The organism is Frateuria sp. GZRe12 (assembly GCF_051900535.1).
In the GTDB taxonomy this organism is placed as follows: domain Bacteria; phylum Pseudomonadota; class Gammaproteobacteria; order Xanthomonadales; family Rhodanobacteraceae; genus Frateuria_A.
In genome coordinates this window covers 1-16,689 of the sequence record NZ_JBHZGI010000010.1, presented here as the reverse complement: position 1 = coordinate 16,689, position 16,689 = coordinate 1, and the positions used below count along the sequence as shown (strand labels likewise).

Genomic DNA, 16,689 nt, shown 5'->3' with positions numbered 1-16,689 from the left:
CCGACTTCGAGGCCGAGGTCTATGTGCTGAGCAAGGACGAGGGTGGCCGTCATACCCCGTTCTTCAAGGGCTACCGTCCGCAGTTCTACTTCCGCACCACCGACGTGACCGGCGCGGTCACGCTGCCCGAGGGCGTGGAGATGGTCATGCCGGGCGACAACATCAAGATGGTGGTGAGCCTGATCCACCCGATCGCGATGGACGAGGGCCTGCGCTTCGCCATCCGCGAAGGTGGCCGTACCGTCGGCGCCGGCGTGGTGGCCAAGGTCATCAAGTAAGCTGTACATACGGAAACCGGGAGCCGGTATCGCGAGCGCAACGCGCCTGTCGACGCCGGCTCCCGCTTCCGATCCGTTTTACCGATACGCCAGTAGCTCAATTGGCAGAGCAGCGGTCTCCAAAACCGCAGGTTGGGGGTTCGAGTCCCTCCTGGCGTGCCATCTTTCGAGGACCGATGACGGGTGCGGGTAGGCGTCGATGGGCCATCCGGCTTCGGCGACTCCTTCCACCGGTCACTGCGCAATGAATACCAAGGCAGAACAGCCCCGCGGCACGAGTGCGGCGGATATCGGCAAGCTGGTGCTGGCAGTGCTGGTGCTGGCGGCGGGCATCTTCGCCTACTCCTGGTTCGACAACACGGTCCCTGGCTCCGTGCGGCTGGCTGGCGTGCTTGTCGCGCTGGTAGTAGCGATGGCGATCGGTGCGTTCACAGGCCCAGGTCGCAAGGCTCGCAATTTCATCGCCGAGTCCCAGTTCGAGATGCGCAAGGTCGTCTGGCCGACGCGCGACGAGACCCTCAAAACCACGCTCGTCATCATTGCGGTCGTGATCGTGCTTTCGTTGCTGCTGGGCCTGATCGACCTGATCCTCAAGTCGGTCGTGCTGGACTGGCTGCTGAAACTCGGTTCGTAAGGAGTAGCCCATGTCCAAGCGTTGGTACGTCGTGCACGCCTACTCGGGCTTCGAGAACCAGGTCCGCAAGTCGCTGTCGGAGCGAATTGCACGTGCTGGCATGGAAGAGAAGTTCGGCGAAGTGCTGGTGCCGACCGAGGAAGTGATCGAGATGCGCGGCGGGCAGAAGCGCCGCAGCGAGCGCAAGTTCTTCCCGGGTTACGTGCTGGTGCAGATCGAGACCGATACCGAGGGCAAGTCGCCTCGCATCGACGACGAATGCTGGCACCTGGTCAAGGAAACGCCCAAGGTAATGGGCTTCATCGGTGGTACGGCCGACCGCCCGCTGCCGATCCGTGACAGCGAGGCCGACGCCATCCTCAGCCGCGTTCGCGAGGGCGTGGAAAAGCCCAAGCCCAAGGTGCTGTTCGAGCCGGGCGAGATGGTCCGCGTCACCGAAGGCCCGTTCAACGACTTCAACGGCGTGGTCGAAGAGGTCAATTACGAGAAGAGTCGCCTGCGCGTCGCGGTGCTGATCTTCGGTCGTTCGACCCCGGTCGAGCTCGAATTCGGGCAGGTCGAGAAAGCCTGAGGCTGGCGGGAGGCCGCTCTGCTTCCTCTCCCTCCGGGGAGAGGATTGAGGTGAGGGGTCGGGGCTCGCGGGAAAGCCCCATCAAGGTCCCGCTCCGATCCGCTCTCCTGGCAAAGAGCCGCCCCTCACCCCAGCCCTCTCCCCGGAGGGGAGAGGGAGCCAAGCGTTCGCTGGCCCGCCACTTGCTTAAAACTTGATCACTCCTTAAACTACGCGGTTCCACGCCGAAGTCTTTCGACTCGGCGTGTTCGTTTTTCGACGGCCTGCATGGAAGCGGGCTCTCCACCGCCTGGAAGGCAAGCACGCGAGGAGCCGCAAGGCGCCAGCACTCGCAAGGAAAATCCCATGGCAAAGAAAGTCGTCGGTTACATCAAGCTGCAGGTCAAGGCCGGCCAGGCCAACCCGTCGCCACCGGTGGGCCCCGCCCTCGGTCAGCGCGGCCTCAACATCATGGAATTCTGCAAGGCGTTCAACGCCGCCACGCAGAAGATGGAGCCGGGCCTGCCGATCCCCGTGATCATCACGGCCTATTCGGACCGCAGCTTCACCTTTATCACCAAAACCCCGCCCGCCACCGTGCTGATCAAGAAGGTCACCGGCGTCGCCAAGGGTTCGTCCAAGCCGAACACCGACAAGGTCGGCAAGATCACCCGCAAGCAGCTCGAAGACGTTGCGAAGCAGAAGGAGCCGGATCTGACGGCTGCGGATCTGGACGCTGCAGTGCGCACCATTGCCGGTAGCGCGCGCAGCATGGGCCTGGTGGTGGAGGGTTAAGACATGGCAAAGATCACCAAGCGTATGAAGGCCGCCCAGGCCGCTGTGCAGCCGGGCAAGGTTTATGGGCTGGAAGACGCCCTGAACATCATCAAGAAGAACGCTACCGCCAAGTTCGTGGAGTCGGTCGACGTGGCCGTGCGCCTCGGCATCGACGCCAAGAAGTCGGACCAGGGCGTGCGTGGTTCCTCGCTGCTGCCGCACGGCACCGGCAAGACCATCAAGGTCGCCGTGTTCTGCCCGGCGGGCGAGAAGGCCGAGGCCGCCAAGGCCGCCGGCGCCGATGCGGTCGGCATGGACGACCTTGCCGAGCGCATGCAGGGCGGTGACCTCGACTTCGGTCGCGTGATCGCCACGCCGGACGCCATGCGCGTGGTCGGCAAGCTGGGCCAGTTGCTTGGCCCGCGCGGCCTGATGCCCAACCCGAAGGACGGCTCGGTCACCGCCGACGTGGTCACCGCGGTGAAGAACGCCAAGGCCGGCCAGGTGAAGTTCCGCAACGACAAGGCGGGCATCATCCACGCCACCATTGGCAAGGCCAACTTCGAGGCCGCGCAGCTTGCGGACAATCTCAATGCGCTGATCGGCGACCTGCTCAAGGCTAAGCCGGCCGCGGCCAAGGGCCAGTTCCTGCAGAAGGTTGCCCTGTCCAGCACGATGGGCGTCGGCGTGCCGGTGGACACCTCCTCGCTGAGCGCGGCCGCCGCGAAGTAAGACAAGTTCAAGCCCTGCGCGCCCGGTCGGGTCCGCAGGCAAGTTTTTGAGGGCAGCCCTGGCTCCGGCCGGGGCAGCCGTCAAAGACCGCAGGCGTGATCGATGCGCGACGACGACGGGCAGGGAGCTCGTTGATGGCAGGGAATCGCCGTCGCCGCTTCACCTCGATCGCTTAATCGGCCGCAAGGCCAGCCGGCGTAGATGGTGCTGCCCTTTTCTGGAATGCACGTTCTGGAAAGGCCATCACCCGGGACACGTCGTGTCCCCGACGTCATGGACGGCGTCGCTCAGGACCGCAAGCGGCAGGAGCCGTGAGCGGAGTTCTAAGTGGAGGAGTGCAATGGCTCTCAATCTGTCCCAGAAGCAAGAAGTAGTCGCCGAGCTGGCAGACGTCGCCGCCAAGGCCCACTCCTTGGTCGCCGCCGAGTACGCGGGCACCACGGTCGAGCAGATGACCGCGATGCGCAAGAAGGCCCGCGAATCGGGCGTGTTCCTGAAGGTTGTCAAGAACACGTTGGTGTCGCGCGCCGTGGCCGGTACCGAGTTCGAGGTCGTCAAGGACGCCCTGACCGGTCCGCTGCTGTACGCGTTCTCGACCGAGGAACCCGGTGCCGCCGGGCGTCTGATCAAGGAATTCGCCAAGACCAACGACAAGCTCAAGCCGCGGCTCGTCTCGGTGGAGGGCAAGCTGCTGCCCGCCGAGCACGTCGAAGTGCTGGCCTCGCTGCCGACCCGCGAGCAGGCGCTCGCGATGCTGGCCCGCGTGCTGGCCGAGCCGGCTTCGATGTTCGCCCGCGTGGTCAAGGCCGTGGCCGACAAGCAGGGTGGTGGCGAAGTCGCCGCAGAAGCCCCTGTCGAAGCCTGATTCGCCGACCTTTCCAAACGAAATAATTTCCAGAGGTAAAACAAAATGTCCCTGACCAACGAACAGATCGTCGACGCCGTCGCCGCCAAGTCGCTGATGGAAGTGATGGACCTGGTGAAGGCCATCGAAGAGAAGTTTGGCGTCACCGCCGCCGCCCCGGTCATGATGGCCGCCGGCCCGGCCGCCGCCGGCCCGGTTGCCGAGGAGCAGACCGAGTTCGACGTGATCCTGAAGTCCGCCGGCGACAAGAAGGTCGACGTGATCAAGGCTGTCCGCGCCATCACCGGCCTGGGCCTGAAGGAAGCGAAGGACCTGACCGAAGCCGGTGGCGTCGTGAAGGAAGCCGCTTCGAAGGAAGACGCTGCCAAGTTCAAGAAGGACCTGGAAGCTGCCGGCGCCACGGTCGAACTGAAGTAATCGGCGCCTTGCGCGCCGTCAGTTTGGCTTAGCGTCAAGCGAGCCTGGGGACGAAAGTCCCCGGGCTTTGCCCGTTACGGATGGCGGCTCGCCGCCACCTGCGGACCGGAGGATGGTTCGCTGCGAACCAGGTGCCTGCGCCTGGTTGTTGGAGCCGGCCCTTGGACCGGCGAGTTCGAAGAGGGCGGAGCCCTTTCCGAACACACAAGGCACGGACGCTCTGAAGTTTGGGCATCTCGACTGCGGATTCATCGGAGTCCTCAATCGTGATTCCCAATTTCTAGTCTTCAACCATTTTGCCGGTGTGTGCACCACCGGCGCCACTGCGAACCGAGGCGTCACCCCATGACCTACTCGTTTACCGAGAAGAAGCGCATCCGCAAGGATTTCGGCAAGCGCCCGCCCGTGCTGGGCGTGCCCAATCTGCTGACCATCCAGACCGATTCCTACCGTGAGTTCCTGCAGGAGCACGTCGCGCCGAAGAAGCGCGAGGACAAGGGGCTGCACGCCGCGCTGAAGTCGGTGTTCCCGATTGCCAGCTATTCGGGCAACGCCGCCCTCGAGTACGTGGACTATCGCCTGGGCGAGCCGGCGTTCGACGAGCGCGAGTGCCGCAACCGCGGCATGACCTACGGCGCGCCGCTGCGCACCACCGTGCGCCTGGTGATCTACGACAAGGACAGCCCGGCTTCCAAGAAGGCCGTCAAGTACGTGAAGGAGCAGGAGGTCTACATGGGCGAGATCCCGCTCATGACCGACACCGGCACTTTCATCATCAACGGCACCGAGCGCGTCATCGTCTCGCAGCTGCACCGTTCGCCGGGCGTGTTCTTCGATCACGACCGCGGCAAGACGCACAGCTCGGGCAAGCTGCTGTTCTCCGCCCGCGTGATTCCTTACCGCGGCTCCTGGCTGGACTTCGAGTTCGACCCGAAGGACGCGCTGTTCACCCGCATCGACCGTCGCCGCAAACTGCCGGTGACGGTGCTGCTGCGTGCGCTCGGCTACAACAACGAGGAGATGCTGGGCATCTTCTTCGAGCACAACGTGTTCCACCTGGGCAAGAAGGGTGGCACCACGCTGGAGCTGGTCGCCGAGCGCCTGCGCGGCGAAACGCTGACCTTCGACCTGATGATCGGCGACAAGGTGCTGGTGGAGGCGGGCAAGCGCATCACGGCGCGCCACGTGCGCCAGCTCGCGGCCGAGAAAATCACCGCGCTCGAAGTGCCGGACGATTACCTGATCGGCCGCATCGTCGCCATTGACATGGTCGATTCGAAGACCGGCGAGCTGCTGGCTTCGGCAAATGACGAGATCACCGCCGAACAGCTGGAAGCATTCCGCAAGGCCGGTATCGAGACGGTGCCGACGCTGTACGTCAACGACCTGGATCGCGGCGCGTACATCTCGCACACCCTGCGCATCGACAACACCAAGACGCAGCTCGAGGCGCTGGTGGAGATCTACCGCATGATGCGCCCGGGCGAGCCGCCGACCAAGGACGCCGCGCAGAACCTGTTCTTCAACCTCTTCTTCACCTTCGACCGCTACGACCTGTCGGCGGTCGGCCGCATGAAGTTCAACCGCCGCGTGGGCCGCCAGGAGATCCTGGGTCCGGGCGTGCTGTACGACCACAAGTACTTCGCCGAGCGCAAGGAAGAGGCTGCGCAGACGCTGGTGCAGCAGTTGGGCGACCAGTCCGACGTCCTTGACGTGCTCAAGGTGCTGATCGACATCAAGAACGGCCACGGCACGGTCGACGACATCGACCACCTGGGCAACCGCCGTGTGCGTTCGGTCGGCGAGATGGCGGAGAACACCTTCCGCATCGGCCTGGTGCGCGTGGAGCGCGCCGTGCGCGAGCGCCTGTCGCTGGCCGAGTCCGAGGGCCTGACCCCGCAGGAACTGATCAACGCCAAGCCGGTCGCGGCGGCGGTGAAGGAGTTCTTCGGTTCCTCGCAGCTCTCCCAGTTCATGGACCAGAACAACCCGTTGTCGGAAGTCACCCACAAGCGCCGCGTCTCGGCGCTGGGCCCGGGCGGCCTGACCCGCGAGCGCGCCGGCTTCGAAGTGCGCGACGTGCATCCGACACACTACGGCCGCGTCTGCACCATCGAGACCCCGGAAGGCCCGAACATCGGCCTGATCAACTCGCTGGCCGTCTACGCGCGCACCAATGCCTACGGCTTCCTCGAGACGCCGTACCGCAAGGTCGCCAACGGCAAGGTCACCAACACCGTCGATTACCTGTCGGCGATCGAGGAGGGCGACCACGTCATCGCGCAGGCGAACTCGCCGCTGGACAAGAACGGCGGCTTCATCGAGGACTTCGTGTCCTGCCGTTTCCGTGGCGAGTCCGAGCTGCGTCCGGCGGCCGAGGTCGACTACATGGACGTCTCGCCGATGCAGACCGTCTCGGTCGCGGCGGCGCTGGTGCCGTTCCTGGAGCACGACGACGCGAACCGCGCACTGATGGGCGCGAACATGCAGCGTCAGGCCGTGCCGACGCTGCGCTCGCAGACCCCGTTGGTCGGAACCGGCATCGAGCGCGCCGTGGCGCGCGACTCGGGTGTCATCGTGTCCGCCAGGCGCGGCGGCGTGATCGACCAGGTCGACGCCGGCCGTATCGTCGTGCGCGTGAACGAGGAAGAGGTCGGCGACAACGACGCCGGCGTCGACATCTACACGCTGACCAAGTACACCCGCTCCAACCAGAACACCAACCTCAACCAGCGTCCGCTGGTGAACGTCGGTGACATCGTGGCCAAGGGCGATACGCTGGCGGACGGTTCGTCCACCGACCTGGGCGAGCTCGCGCTCGGCCAGAACATGCTGATCGCCTTCATGCCGTGGAACGGCTACAACTTCGAAGACTCGATCCTGCTCTCCGAGCGTGTCGTGCAGGAGGACCGCTACACCTCGATCCACATCGAGGAGCTGTCCTGCATCGCGCGCGATACCAAGCTCGGTGCCGAGGAAATCACCGCCGACATCCCGAACGTTGGCGAACAGGCGCTGGCGCGTCTGGACGAGTCCGGCATTGTCTACATCGGTGCCGAGGTCAAGGCCGGCGATATCATGGTCGGCAAGGTGACGCCGAAGGGCGAGAGCCAGCTGACGCCGGAAGAGAAGCTGCTGCGCGCGATCTTCGGCGAGAAGGCGTCCGACGTGAAGGACAGCTCGCTGCGCGTACCGCCGGGCATGGACGGCACGGTGATCGACGTGCAGGTGTTCACCCGCGATGGCATCGAGAAGGACAAGCGCGCCAAGCAGATCGAGGAAATGGAGATCAAGCGGATCCGCAAGGACTTCGACGATCAGTTCCGCATCCTCGAAGGCGCGATCTACAACCGCATGCGCGCCCAGCTGGTTGGCCAGTCCGCGATGAGCGGTCCCGGCGGCTTGAAGCGCGGTGCGGAAATCACCGATGCGTACCTCGACGGCCTGAAGAAGGACGACTGGTTCAAGATCAACGTCAAGGACGAGAGCGTCACCGAGTTCCTCGAGCGCGCGGCCGACCAGGTCAAGCGTCACAAGGAGGAGTTCGACCGTCGCTTCAAGGAGAAGCAGGGCAAGATCACCCAGGGCGACGATCTCGCCCCGGGCGTGCTCAAGATGGTCAAGGTGTTCCTGGCCGTGAAGCGCCGCATCCAGCCGGGCGACAAGATGGCCGGTCGCCACGGCAACAAGGGCGTGGTGTCCAACGTGGTGCCGGTCGAGGACATGCCGTTCATGGCGAACGGCGAGCCGGTCGACATCGTGCTGAACCCGCTGGGCGTGCCTTCGCGTATGAACATCGGCCAGGTGCTGGAAATGCACCTGGGCTGGGCCGCCAAGGGCCTGGGCCGCAAGATCCAGCGCATGCTCGAGGCGCAGGAGAAGGTGACCAAGATCCGCGAGTTCCTCGACCAGATCTACAACAGCCACGCCGCCGGTGCCGTCCAGCACGTGGACCTGAAGACGCTGTCCGACCAGGAGATCCTGACCCTGGCGAACAACCTGCAGGAAGGCGTGCCGATGGCCACGCCGGTGTTCGACGGCGCCGAGGAAACCGAGATCAAGGCGATGCTGAAGCTGGCGGATCTGCCCACGTCGGGCCAGACCACGCTGTTCGACGGTCGCACCGGCGAGGCGTTCGATCGTCCGGTGACCGTGGGCTACATGCATTACCTGAAGCTCAACCACCTGGTCGACGACAAGATGCACGCGCGCTCCACCGGCCCGTACTCGCTGGTCACCCAGCAGCCGCTGGGCGGCAAGGCGCAGTTTGGCGGCCAGCGCTTCGGCGAAATGGAAGTCTGGGCGCTGGAAGCCTACGGCGCGGCCTACACCCTGCAGGAAATGCTGACGGTGAAGTCCGACGACGTGCAGGGCCGCAACCAGATGTACAAGAACATCGTCGACGGCAACCACGAGATGGCGGCCGGCATGCCGGAGTCCTTCAACGTGCTGGTGAAGGAAATCCGCTCGCTGGGCATCGACATCGACCTGGAAGAGGTGAAGTGATCGAAAGCGGCCCCGGCGCCTGGCGCCGGGCCGCTGACCAAGCCTCAGCTCGCATCACGGACCTCTACCGAATTTGCTCCGACCGGAGACACCCATGAAAGACCTGCTCAACCTTTTCAACCAGCAGCGCACCACGCCCGACTTCGACGCGATCAAGATCGCGCTGGCGTCGCCCGAGCTGATCCGCTCGTGGTCGTACGGCGAGGTGAAGAAGCCCGAGACGATCAACTACCGCACCTTCAAGCCGGAGCGTGACGGCCTGTTCTGCGCCGCCATCTTTGGCCCGGTGAAGGACTACGAGTGCCTGTGCGGCAAGTACAAGCGCATGAAGCATCGCGGCGTGGTCTGCGAGAAGTGCGGCACGGAAGTGACGCTGGCCAAGGTACGCCGCGAGCGCATGGGCCACATCGAGCTGGCCAGCCCCACCGCGCATATCTGGTTCCTGAAGTCGCTGCCTTCGCGCATCGGGCTGATGCTGGACATGACCCTGCGCGACATCGAGCGCATCCTCTACTTCGAGGCCTACGTGGTCATCGATCCGGGCCTGACCGCGCTGGAGAAGGGTCAGCTGCTCAGCGAGGACCAGTACCTCGAAGCGACCGAGGAGCACGGTGACGAGTTCGACGCCCGCATGGGTGCCGAGGCGGTCTACGAGCTGCTGAAGTCGATCGACCTGCAGGGCGAAGTCATCCGCCTGAAGGAAGAGATCGCCTCGACCAACTCCGAGACCAAGCTCAAGCGCCTGACCAAGCGCGTCAAGCTGATCGAGGCCTTCCTCGAGTCGGGCAACAAGCCCGAGTGGATGGTGCTGACCGTGCTGCCGGTGCTGCCGCCGGACCTGCGTCCGCTGGTGCCGCTGGACGGTGGCCGCTTCGCGACCTCCGACCTCAACGACCTGTACCGCCGCGTCATCAACCGCAACAACCGCCTCAAGCGCCTGCTCGAGCTCAATGCGCCCGACATCATCGTGCGCAACGAGAAGCGCATGCTGCAGGAGTCGGTCGATGCGCTGCTGGACAACGGTCGCCGCGGCCGTGCCATCACCGGCACCAACAAGCGCGCCCTGAAGTCGCTCGCCGACATGATCAAGGGCAAGCAGGGCCGGTTCCGCCAGAACCTGCTCGGCAAGCGCGTCGACTACTCCGGCCGCTCCGTGATCGTGGTCGGCCCGACGCTGCGCCTGCACCAGTGCGGCCTGCCCAAGAAGATGGCGCTTGAGCTGTTCAAGCCGTTCATCTTCGCCAAGCTGCAGGCGCGTGGCGAGGCCACCACGATCAAGGCGGCCAAGAAGCTGGTCGAGCGCGAAGAGCCGATGGTGTGGGACATCCTCGAAGAGGTGATCCGCGAGCATCCGGTGCTGCTCAACCGCGCGCCGACGCTGCATCGTCTGGGCATCCAGGCGTTCGAGCCGAAGCTGATCGAAGGCAAGGCGATCCAGCTGCATCCGCTGGTGTGTACCGCGTTCAACGCGGACTTCGATGGCGACCAGATGGCTGTGCACGTGCCGCTCTCGATCGAGGCGCAGCTGGAAGCGCGCGCCCTGATGATGGCGACCAACAACATCCTGTCGCCCGCCAACGGCGAGCCGATCATCGTGCCGACCCAGGACGTGGTGCTGGGCCTGTACTACATGACCCGCGAGCTGGTGAACGCCAAGGGCACCGGCATGGTGTTCTCGGGCATCTCCGAGGTCCGTCGCGCCTATGACAACCGCGCCGTGCAGCTGCACGCCAAGGTCAAGGTGCGCCTGAAGCAGGTCACCATCGCCGACAACGGCGAGCGCACCAGCAAGGTGGCGCTGGTCGACACCACCGTCGGTCGCGCGCTGCTGGCCGAGATCATGCCCGAGGGCCTGCCCTTCGAGTTGGCCAACACCGAGCTGACCAAGAAGAACATCTCGCGCCTGATCAATGCGTGCTATCGCCGCCTGGGCCTGAAGGAGACGGTGATCTTCGCGGACCAGCTGATGTACACCGGCTTCCGCTTCGCCACCCGCGCGGGCATCTCGATCGGCATCGATGACATGATCATCCCCGACGAGAAGAAGCCGATCCTGGAAGAGGCCGAGAAGGAAGTGGTCGAGATCCAGGAGCAGTATCAGTCCGGCCTGGTCACCGCCGGCGAGCGCTACAACAAGGTGGTCGACATCTGGTCGCGCACCAACGAGCTGGTCGCCAAGGCAATGATCGACGGCATCGGTACCGAGAAGGTGACCGACGCCGAGGGCAAGACGGTCAACCAGAAGTCGATGAACTCGCTGTACATCATGGCCGACTCCGGCGCGCGCGGTAGCGTGGCGCAGATCCGCCAGCTGGCCGGCATGCGTGGCCTGATGGCCCGCCCGGACGGCTCGATCATCGAGACCCCGATCAAGGCCAACTTCCGCGAAGGCCTGAACGTGCTGCAGTACTTCAACTCGACCCACGGTGCCCGTAAGGGCCTGGCGGATACCGCGCTGAAGACCGCCAACTCCGGTTACCTGACCCGTCGCCTGGTCGACGTCGCTCAGGACGTGGTGGTGACCTCGCACGATTGCGGTACCGAGGACGGCGTGCTGATGCAGCCGATCGTCGAAGGCGGCGACGTCGTCGAGCCGTTGCGCGAGCGCGTGCTCGGCCGCGTGGTGGTCGAGGACGTCTACGGCCCGGGCAACGACGACGATGCGATCGTCACCCGCGACACGCTGCTGGACGAAGCACTGGTCGAGAAGCTGGACAAGGCCGGCGTGCAGTCGATCAAGGTCCGTTCGCCGATCACCTGCGAGGCCAGCCATGGCGTGTGCGCCCTGTGCTACGGCCGCGACCTGGCCCGTGGCCACCTGGTCAACATGGGCGAGGCCGTGGGCGTGGTTGCCGCGCAGTCGATCGGCGAGCCCGGCACCCAGCTGACCATGCGTACCTTCCACATCGGTGGCGCGGCTTCCCGTGCCGCCGCGGTGGACAACGTCTCGGTCAAGACCACCGGCACGCTGAAGTTCAACAACTTGAAGACTGTGCAGCACGCACAGGGCCACCTGGTAGCCGTGTCGCGTTCGGGCGAGGTGTCGGTGATCGACGCCAACGGCCGCGAGCGCGAGCGCTACAAGGTCCCTTACGGTGCCACCATTTCGGTCAAGGACGGCGCGGCGGTCAAGGCTGGCCAGACGGTGGCCAACTGGGATCCGCACACCCATCCGATCGTGTCGGAAGTGGCCGGTACCGTGCGCTTCATCGACTTCCTCGATGGTGTCACCGTGCAGAGCCAGACCGACGAACTGACCGGCCTGGAGTCGGCGGTGGTGACCGATCCGAAGCGTCGCGGTACTGCCGCGAAGGATCTGCGCCCGATCGTTCGCCTGGAAGATGCCAAGGGCCGCGAGCTCAAGCTGCCGGGCACCGATGTGCCGGCGCAGTACATGCTGCCGGCCGGCGCGATCGTCTCGATCCAGAACGGCGTGGAAGTGGGCGTGGGTGACGTGGTGGCACGTATCCCGCAGGAAACTTCCAAGACCCGCGATATCACCGGTGGTCTGCCGCGCGTGGCCGATCTGTTCGAAGCACGCAAGCCGAAGGAGCCGGCGATCCTGGCCGAGCGTTCCGGCGTGGTCAGCTTCGGCAAGGACACCAAGGGCAAGCAGCGCCTGATCATCAAGGACGCCGACGGCAACGAGCACGAGGAGCTGATTCCCAAGTGGCGCCAGGTCATCGTGTTCGAAGGCGAGCACGTGGAGAAGGGCGAGACCGTCGTCGACGGCGAGCCCAATCCGCATGACATCCTGCGTCTGCTGGGCGTGGAGCCGCTGGCGGCGTACCTGGTCAAGGAGATCCAGGACGTCTATCGCCTGCAGGGTGTGAAGATCAACGACAAGCACATTGAAGCGATCATTCGCCAGATGCTGCGCAAGGTCGAGATCACCGAGCCGGGCGAGAGCCACTATCTGCGCGGCGAGCAGGTCGAGCGCGTGCGGATCAACGAGGAGAACGATCGCGCCGAGGGCAAAGGCGAGCGTCCGGCCGAGTACCAGTCGGTGCTGCTGGGCATCACCAAGGCATCGCTGGCGACCGAGTCGTTCATCTCCGCGGCTTCCTTCCAGGAAACCACCCGCGTGCTGACCGAGGCGGCCGTCCGCGGCACCCGCGATACCTTGCGGGGTCTCAAGGAAAATGTTATTGTCGGCCGTCTGATTCCGGCAGGTACGGGTCTGGCGTACCACGCGCAGCGTCGTCGCCAGGGCGGGTTGACCGCCTCGGAACTGGAAACCCTTTCCGGTTCCTCCTCCGCGATGAGTTTTGCGGAAGCCACTGCCGGTAGCGATGAAGGTGCCGAGTAAGCCTTGAGGGGCTTTGCTCGCTGACATACGAAATGAGGTGCACGGATGCACCTCGTGTTCGGGTCACGGACGACAGGGCGTTTTCTTGCCTGGTGCAAGGCGCCCATGTTAAATTCCCGCTTCTTGGCAGACCGAGTTTCGGTCTGCCTTTATGTTTCTCAGGAAAAGCTTCGCATGACGACAGTCAACCAGCTGGTGCGCAAGAACCGCAGCCCGAAGACCTACAAGAGCGCTTCGCCGGCCCTGCAGAGCAGCCCGCAGCGCCGCGGCGTCTGCACGCGCGTGTACACGACCACCCCGAAGAAGCCGAACTCGGCGTTGCGCAAGGTCGCCAAGGTGCGCCTGACCAACGGTTACGAGGTCATCAGCTACATCGGTGGTGAAGGCCACAACCTGCAGGAGCACTCGGTCGTGCTGATCCGCGGCGGCCGTGTAAAGGACCTCCCGGGCGTGCGCTACCACACGGTGCGCGGCAGCCTCGACTGCGCCGGTGTGACCAAGCGCCGCCAGGCTCGCTCGAAGTACGGCGCCAAGCGCCCGAAGAAGTAACCGTCGGTCATTCCGGCGGCTCTTCATCGAAGAGTGCAGTCACGGATGGCTGCTTTTTGAAGCGGACAGGATGTTCGCAAAGATAATGAGATGCGGCCACGACGGTCGCTTTCGGCGCGGACGGGACGGTCCGCAAGAAAACAACGGACTCCAAACATGTCGCGTAAAGGTTCCCATCCCGCCCGCCTGGTCCTGCCGGACCCCAAGCACGGCAGCCAGCTGATCGCCCGCTTCATCAACATGGTGATGAAGAGCGGCAAGAAGTCGGTCGCCGAAAGCATCGTCTATGGCGCGCTGACCCATCTGGGTGAAAAGAATGCCGAGCCGGTGGCTCTGGTCGAGAAGGCGCTGGGCAATGTCGCTCCGGCGGTCGAAGTGAAGTCCCGCCGTGTCGGTGGCGCCACCTATCAGGTGCCGGTCGAAGTGCGCCCGGGTCGCCGCATGGCGCTGGCGATGCGCTGGGTGATCGATGCCGCCCGCAAGCGTGGCGAAACCTCGATGCCGCGCAAGCTGGCCGCCGAGCTGCTGGAAGCCTCGGAAAACCGCGGCGGCGCCATCAAGAAGCGCGAAGAAACGCACCGCATGGCGGAAGCCAACAAGGCCTTCTCGCACTACCGCTGGTAAGCGGTTTGCCTTGCCGCTGCCCGCGGCGGCAAGGAGTCACTCCGTCGCTCGCGGCGGATTTCTCATAAAAGCTGTGGCCCGGACGGCCGCAACGAATCGAGGGCAGGGTTGCCCTGCAACAGGTAAACATCCATGGCACGCACCACTCCCATCGAGCGCTACCGCAACTTCGGCATCATGGCCCACATCGATGCCGGCAAGACCACAACCACGGAGCGCATCCTGTTCTACACCGGCGTCAGTCACAAGATTGGCGAGGTGCATGACGGTGCGGCCACCATGGACTGGATGGAGCAGGAGCAGGAGCGCGGCATCACCATCACCTCCGCGGCCACCACGGCGTTCTGGAAGGGCATGGATCGCTCGCTGCCCGAGCACCGCTTCAACATCATCGATACCCCCGGGCACGTCGACTTCACCATCGAAGTCGAGCGTTCGCTGCGCGTGCTCGATGGCGCCGTGTTCGTGCTGTGCGCGGTCGGTGGCGTTCAGCCGCAGTCCGAGACGGTGTGGCGCCAGGCCAACAAGTACAAGGTGCCGCGCCTTGCGTTCGTCAACAAGATGGATCGCACCGGTGCCAATTTCTACAAGGTCGTCGACCAGCTGAAGGCGCGCCTGGGTGCCAACCCGGTGCCGATGCAGGTGCCGATCGGCGCCGAGGAAAACTTCGACGGCGTGGTCGACCTGCTCAAGATGAAGGCGATCATCTGGGACATGGAGTCCCAGGGCATGAAGTTCGAGTACCAGGACATCCCGGCCGATCTCGCGGACAAGGCTGCCGAGGCTCGCAGCTATATGGTCGAGTCGGCCGCCGAGGCGTCCGAGGAGCTCATGAACAAGTACCTCGAGGGCGGTGAGCTCTCCGAGGCCGAGATCGTCGAGGGTCTGCGCCAGCGCACTCTGTCCAGCGAGATCATTCCGGTCTACTGCGGCACAGCGTTCAAGAACAAGGGCGTCCAGGCGATGCTCGACGCGGTGGTTAACCTGCTGCCGTCGCCCGCCGATCGTCCGCCGGTCACCGGCGTGGACGACGACGACAAGGATGCGACGCGCACGGCGGATGACAACGCGCCGTTCTCCGCGCTCGCCTTCAAGATCATGACCGACCCGTTTGTCGGTTCGCTGACCTTCTTCCGTGTTTATTCGGGCACGTTGAATGCCGGCGACCAGGTGTACAACCCGGTCAAGTCGAAGAAGGAGCGTATCGGCCGCATCCTGCAGATGCACGCGAACGAGCGTCACGAACTGAAGGAAGTCCGCGCAGGCGACATCGCCGCCGCGGTCGGCCTCAAGGACGTGACGACGGGCGACACGCTGTGCGCACAGGACCACATCATCACGCTGGAGCGCATGACGTTCCCGGAGCCGGTGATCTCGATGGCGGTCGAGCCCAAGACCAAGTCCGACCAGGAGAAGATGGGCATCGCGCTCGGTCGCCTGGCCGCGGAGGATCCGTCCTTCCGCGTGCGCACGGACGAAGAGTCGGGCCAGACCATCATCTCGGGCATGGGCGAGCTCCACCTGGACATCCTGGTGGACCGCATGAAGCGCGAGTTCAATGTCGAGGCCAATGTCGGCAAGCCGCAGGTGGCCTACCGCGAGACGATCCGCGCGTCGGACGTCAAGTCGGACTACAAGCATGCCAAGCAGTCGGGCGGCAAGGGCCAGTACGGTCACGTGGTGATCGAGCTGTCGCCGATGACCGAGGAAGAGCGCAAGAGCCCGGACGTCAAGGACGATTTCCTGTTCGTCAACGAGATCACCGGTGGCGTGATTCCGAAGGAATTCATTCCGTCGGTAGAAAAGGGTCTGCGCGAGACGATCACCAGCGGTCCGCTGGCCGGCTTCCCGGTGGTGGGCGTCAAGACGAAGCTTGTCTTCGGTTCGTACCACGACGTCGACTCGTCCGAAATGGCGTTCAAGCTGGCCGCCTCGATGGCGTTCAAGCAGGGCTTCGCCAAGGCGAACCCGGTCCTGCTCGAGCCCGTGATGAAGGTCGAGGTGGTCACGCCCGAAGAGTACGTCGGCGACGTGATGGGCGACCTGAGCCGTCGTCGTGGCCTCCTGCAGGGTCAGGACGACACGCCCTCGGGCAAGACCATCAACGCGATGGTGCCGCTGGGCGAGATGTTCGGTTATGCGACCACCATCCGCTCGCTGACCCAGGGCCGCGCCACGTTCACGATGGAGTTCGATCACTACGCCGAGGCGCCGAACAACATCGCCGAGCAGGTCATCAAGAAGGCCTGATAAGGCTTTCCTCCTTCAATAACATCGTTCTTTCCTAGAGGTTTGAAGTCATGGCAAAGGGTAAATTCGAGCGCACCAAGCCGCACGTGAACGTCGGCACGATCGGCCACGTGGACCACGGCAAGACGACGCTGACGGCGGCGCTGACCAAGGTTGGTGCCGAGCGCTTCGGTGGTGAATTCAAGGCCTACGACGCGA

Annotated in this window: 12 protein-coding genes, 1 tRNA gene and 1 pseudogene; all 14 read left to right on the top strand. The window is 64.5% G+C overall.

The genetic code is table 11. From position 1 onward, the window contains the following. Window positions 1-278: pseudogene (tuf, locus tag ACFWZ4_RS16420) on the top strand (elongation factor Tu); the annotation flags it as partial. A gap of 86 nt (window positions 279-364) precedes the next feature. Further along, window positions 365-440 (top strand) — tRNA-Trp (locus ACFWZ4_RS16415). Between the two features lie 82 nt (window positions 441-522). Then, window positions 523-912 carry a preprotein translocase subunit SecE gene (secE, locus tag ACFWZ4_RS16410; protein ID WP_439705730.1) on the top strand — a complete coding sequence of 130 codons (390 nt, stop codon included), beginning with the start codon at window positions 523-525 and terminating at the stop codon, window positions 910-912. Between the two features lie 10 nt (window positions 913-922). Next, window positions 923-1,483: a transcription termination/antitermination protein NusG gene (nusG, locus tag ACFWZ4_RS16405; RefSeq protein ID WP_231324153.1), complete on the top strand. Its 561-nt coding sequence runs from the start codon at window positions 923-925 to the stop codon at window positions 1,481-1,483. Between the two features lie 345 nt (window positions 1,484-1,828). Beyond that, window positions 1,829-2,257 carry a 50S ribosomal protein L11 gene (gene rplK / locus ACFWZ4_RS16400; RefSeq protein ID WP_019464005.1) on the top strand — a complete coding sequence of 143 codons (429 nt, stop codon included), beginning with the start codon at window positions 1,829-1,831 and terminating at the stop codon, window positions 2,255-2,257. Between the two features lie 3 nt (window positions 2,258-2,260). Beyond that, a complete protein-coding gene (gene rplA / locus ACFWZ4_RS16395) occupies window positions 2,261-2,971 on the top strand; it encodes a 50S ribosomal protein L1 (protein WP_439705729.1) in 711 nt (236 codons plus the stop codon). Window positions 2,972-3,311: 340 nt separating this feature from the next. Continuing rightward, window positions 3,312-3,836, top strand: coding sequence for a 50S ribosomal protein L10 (rplJ, locus tag ACFWZ4_RS16390; RefSeq protein WP_439705728.1), 525 nt, complete (start codon window positions 3,312-3,314; stop codon window positions 3,834-3,836). Window positions 3,837-3,881: 45 nt separating this feature from the next. Beyond that, window positions 3,882-4,253 (top strand): 50S ribosomal protein L7/L12, encoded by a 372-nt coding sequence (rplL, locus tag ACFWZ4_RS16385; protein WP_091340748.1) that lies wholly within the window; start codon window positions 3,882-3,884, stop codon window positions 4,251-4,253. A gap of 345 nt (window positions 4,254-4,598) precedes the next feature. After that, window positions 4,599-8,759: a DNA-directed RNA polymerase subunit beta gene (gene rpoB, locus ACFWZ4_RS16380; protein WP_439705727.1), complete on the top strand. Its 4,161-nt coding sequence runs from the start codon at window positions 4,599-4,601 to the stop codon at window positions 8,757-8,759. A 94-nt stretch (window positions 8,760-8,853) separates the two neighbouring features. Beyond that, the gene (gene rpoC, locus ACFWZ4_RS16375; protein WP_439705726.1) at window positions 8,854-13,068 is read left to right on the top strand and encodes a DNA-directed RNA polymerase subunit beta'; all 4,215 of its coding nucleotides are present in this window, start codon (window positions 8,854-8,856) and stop codon (window positions 13,066-13,068) included. 174 nt (window positions 13,069-13,242) lie between these two features. Continuing rightward, window positions 13,243-13,617 carry a 30S ribosomal protein S12 gene (gene rpsL, locus ACFWZ4_RS16370; protein ID WP_209620135.1) on the top strand — a complete coding sequence of 125 codons (375 nt, stop codon included), beginning with the start codon at window positions 13,243-13,245 and terminating at the stop codon, window positions 13,615-13,617. A 156-nt stretch (window positions 13,618-13,773) separates the two neighbouring features. Further along, window positions 13,774-14,241 (top strand): 30S ribosomal protein S7, encoded by a 468-nt coding sequence (rpsG, locus tag ACFWZ4_RS16365; protein WP_091340757.1) that lies wholly within the window; start codon window positions 13,774-13,776, stop codon window positions 14,239-14,241. Window positions 14,242-14,373: 132 nt separating this feature from the next. Further along, window positions 14,374-16,491, top strand: a complete 2,118-nt coding sequence (fusA, locus tag ACFWZ4_RS16360; RefSeq protein ID WP_231324159.1) for an elongation factor G — start codon at window positions 14,374-14,376, stop codon at window positions 16,489-16,491. A gap of 50 nt (window positions 16,492-16,541) precedes the next feature. Beyond that, window positions 16,542-16,689: GTP-binding protein (locus ACFWZ4_RS16355; RefSeq protein WP_240732659.1), on the top strand; the 148-nt coding region annotated here is incomplete at its 3' end.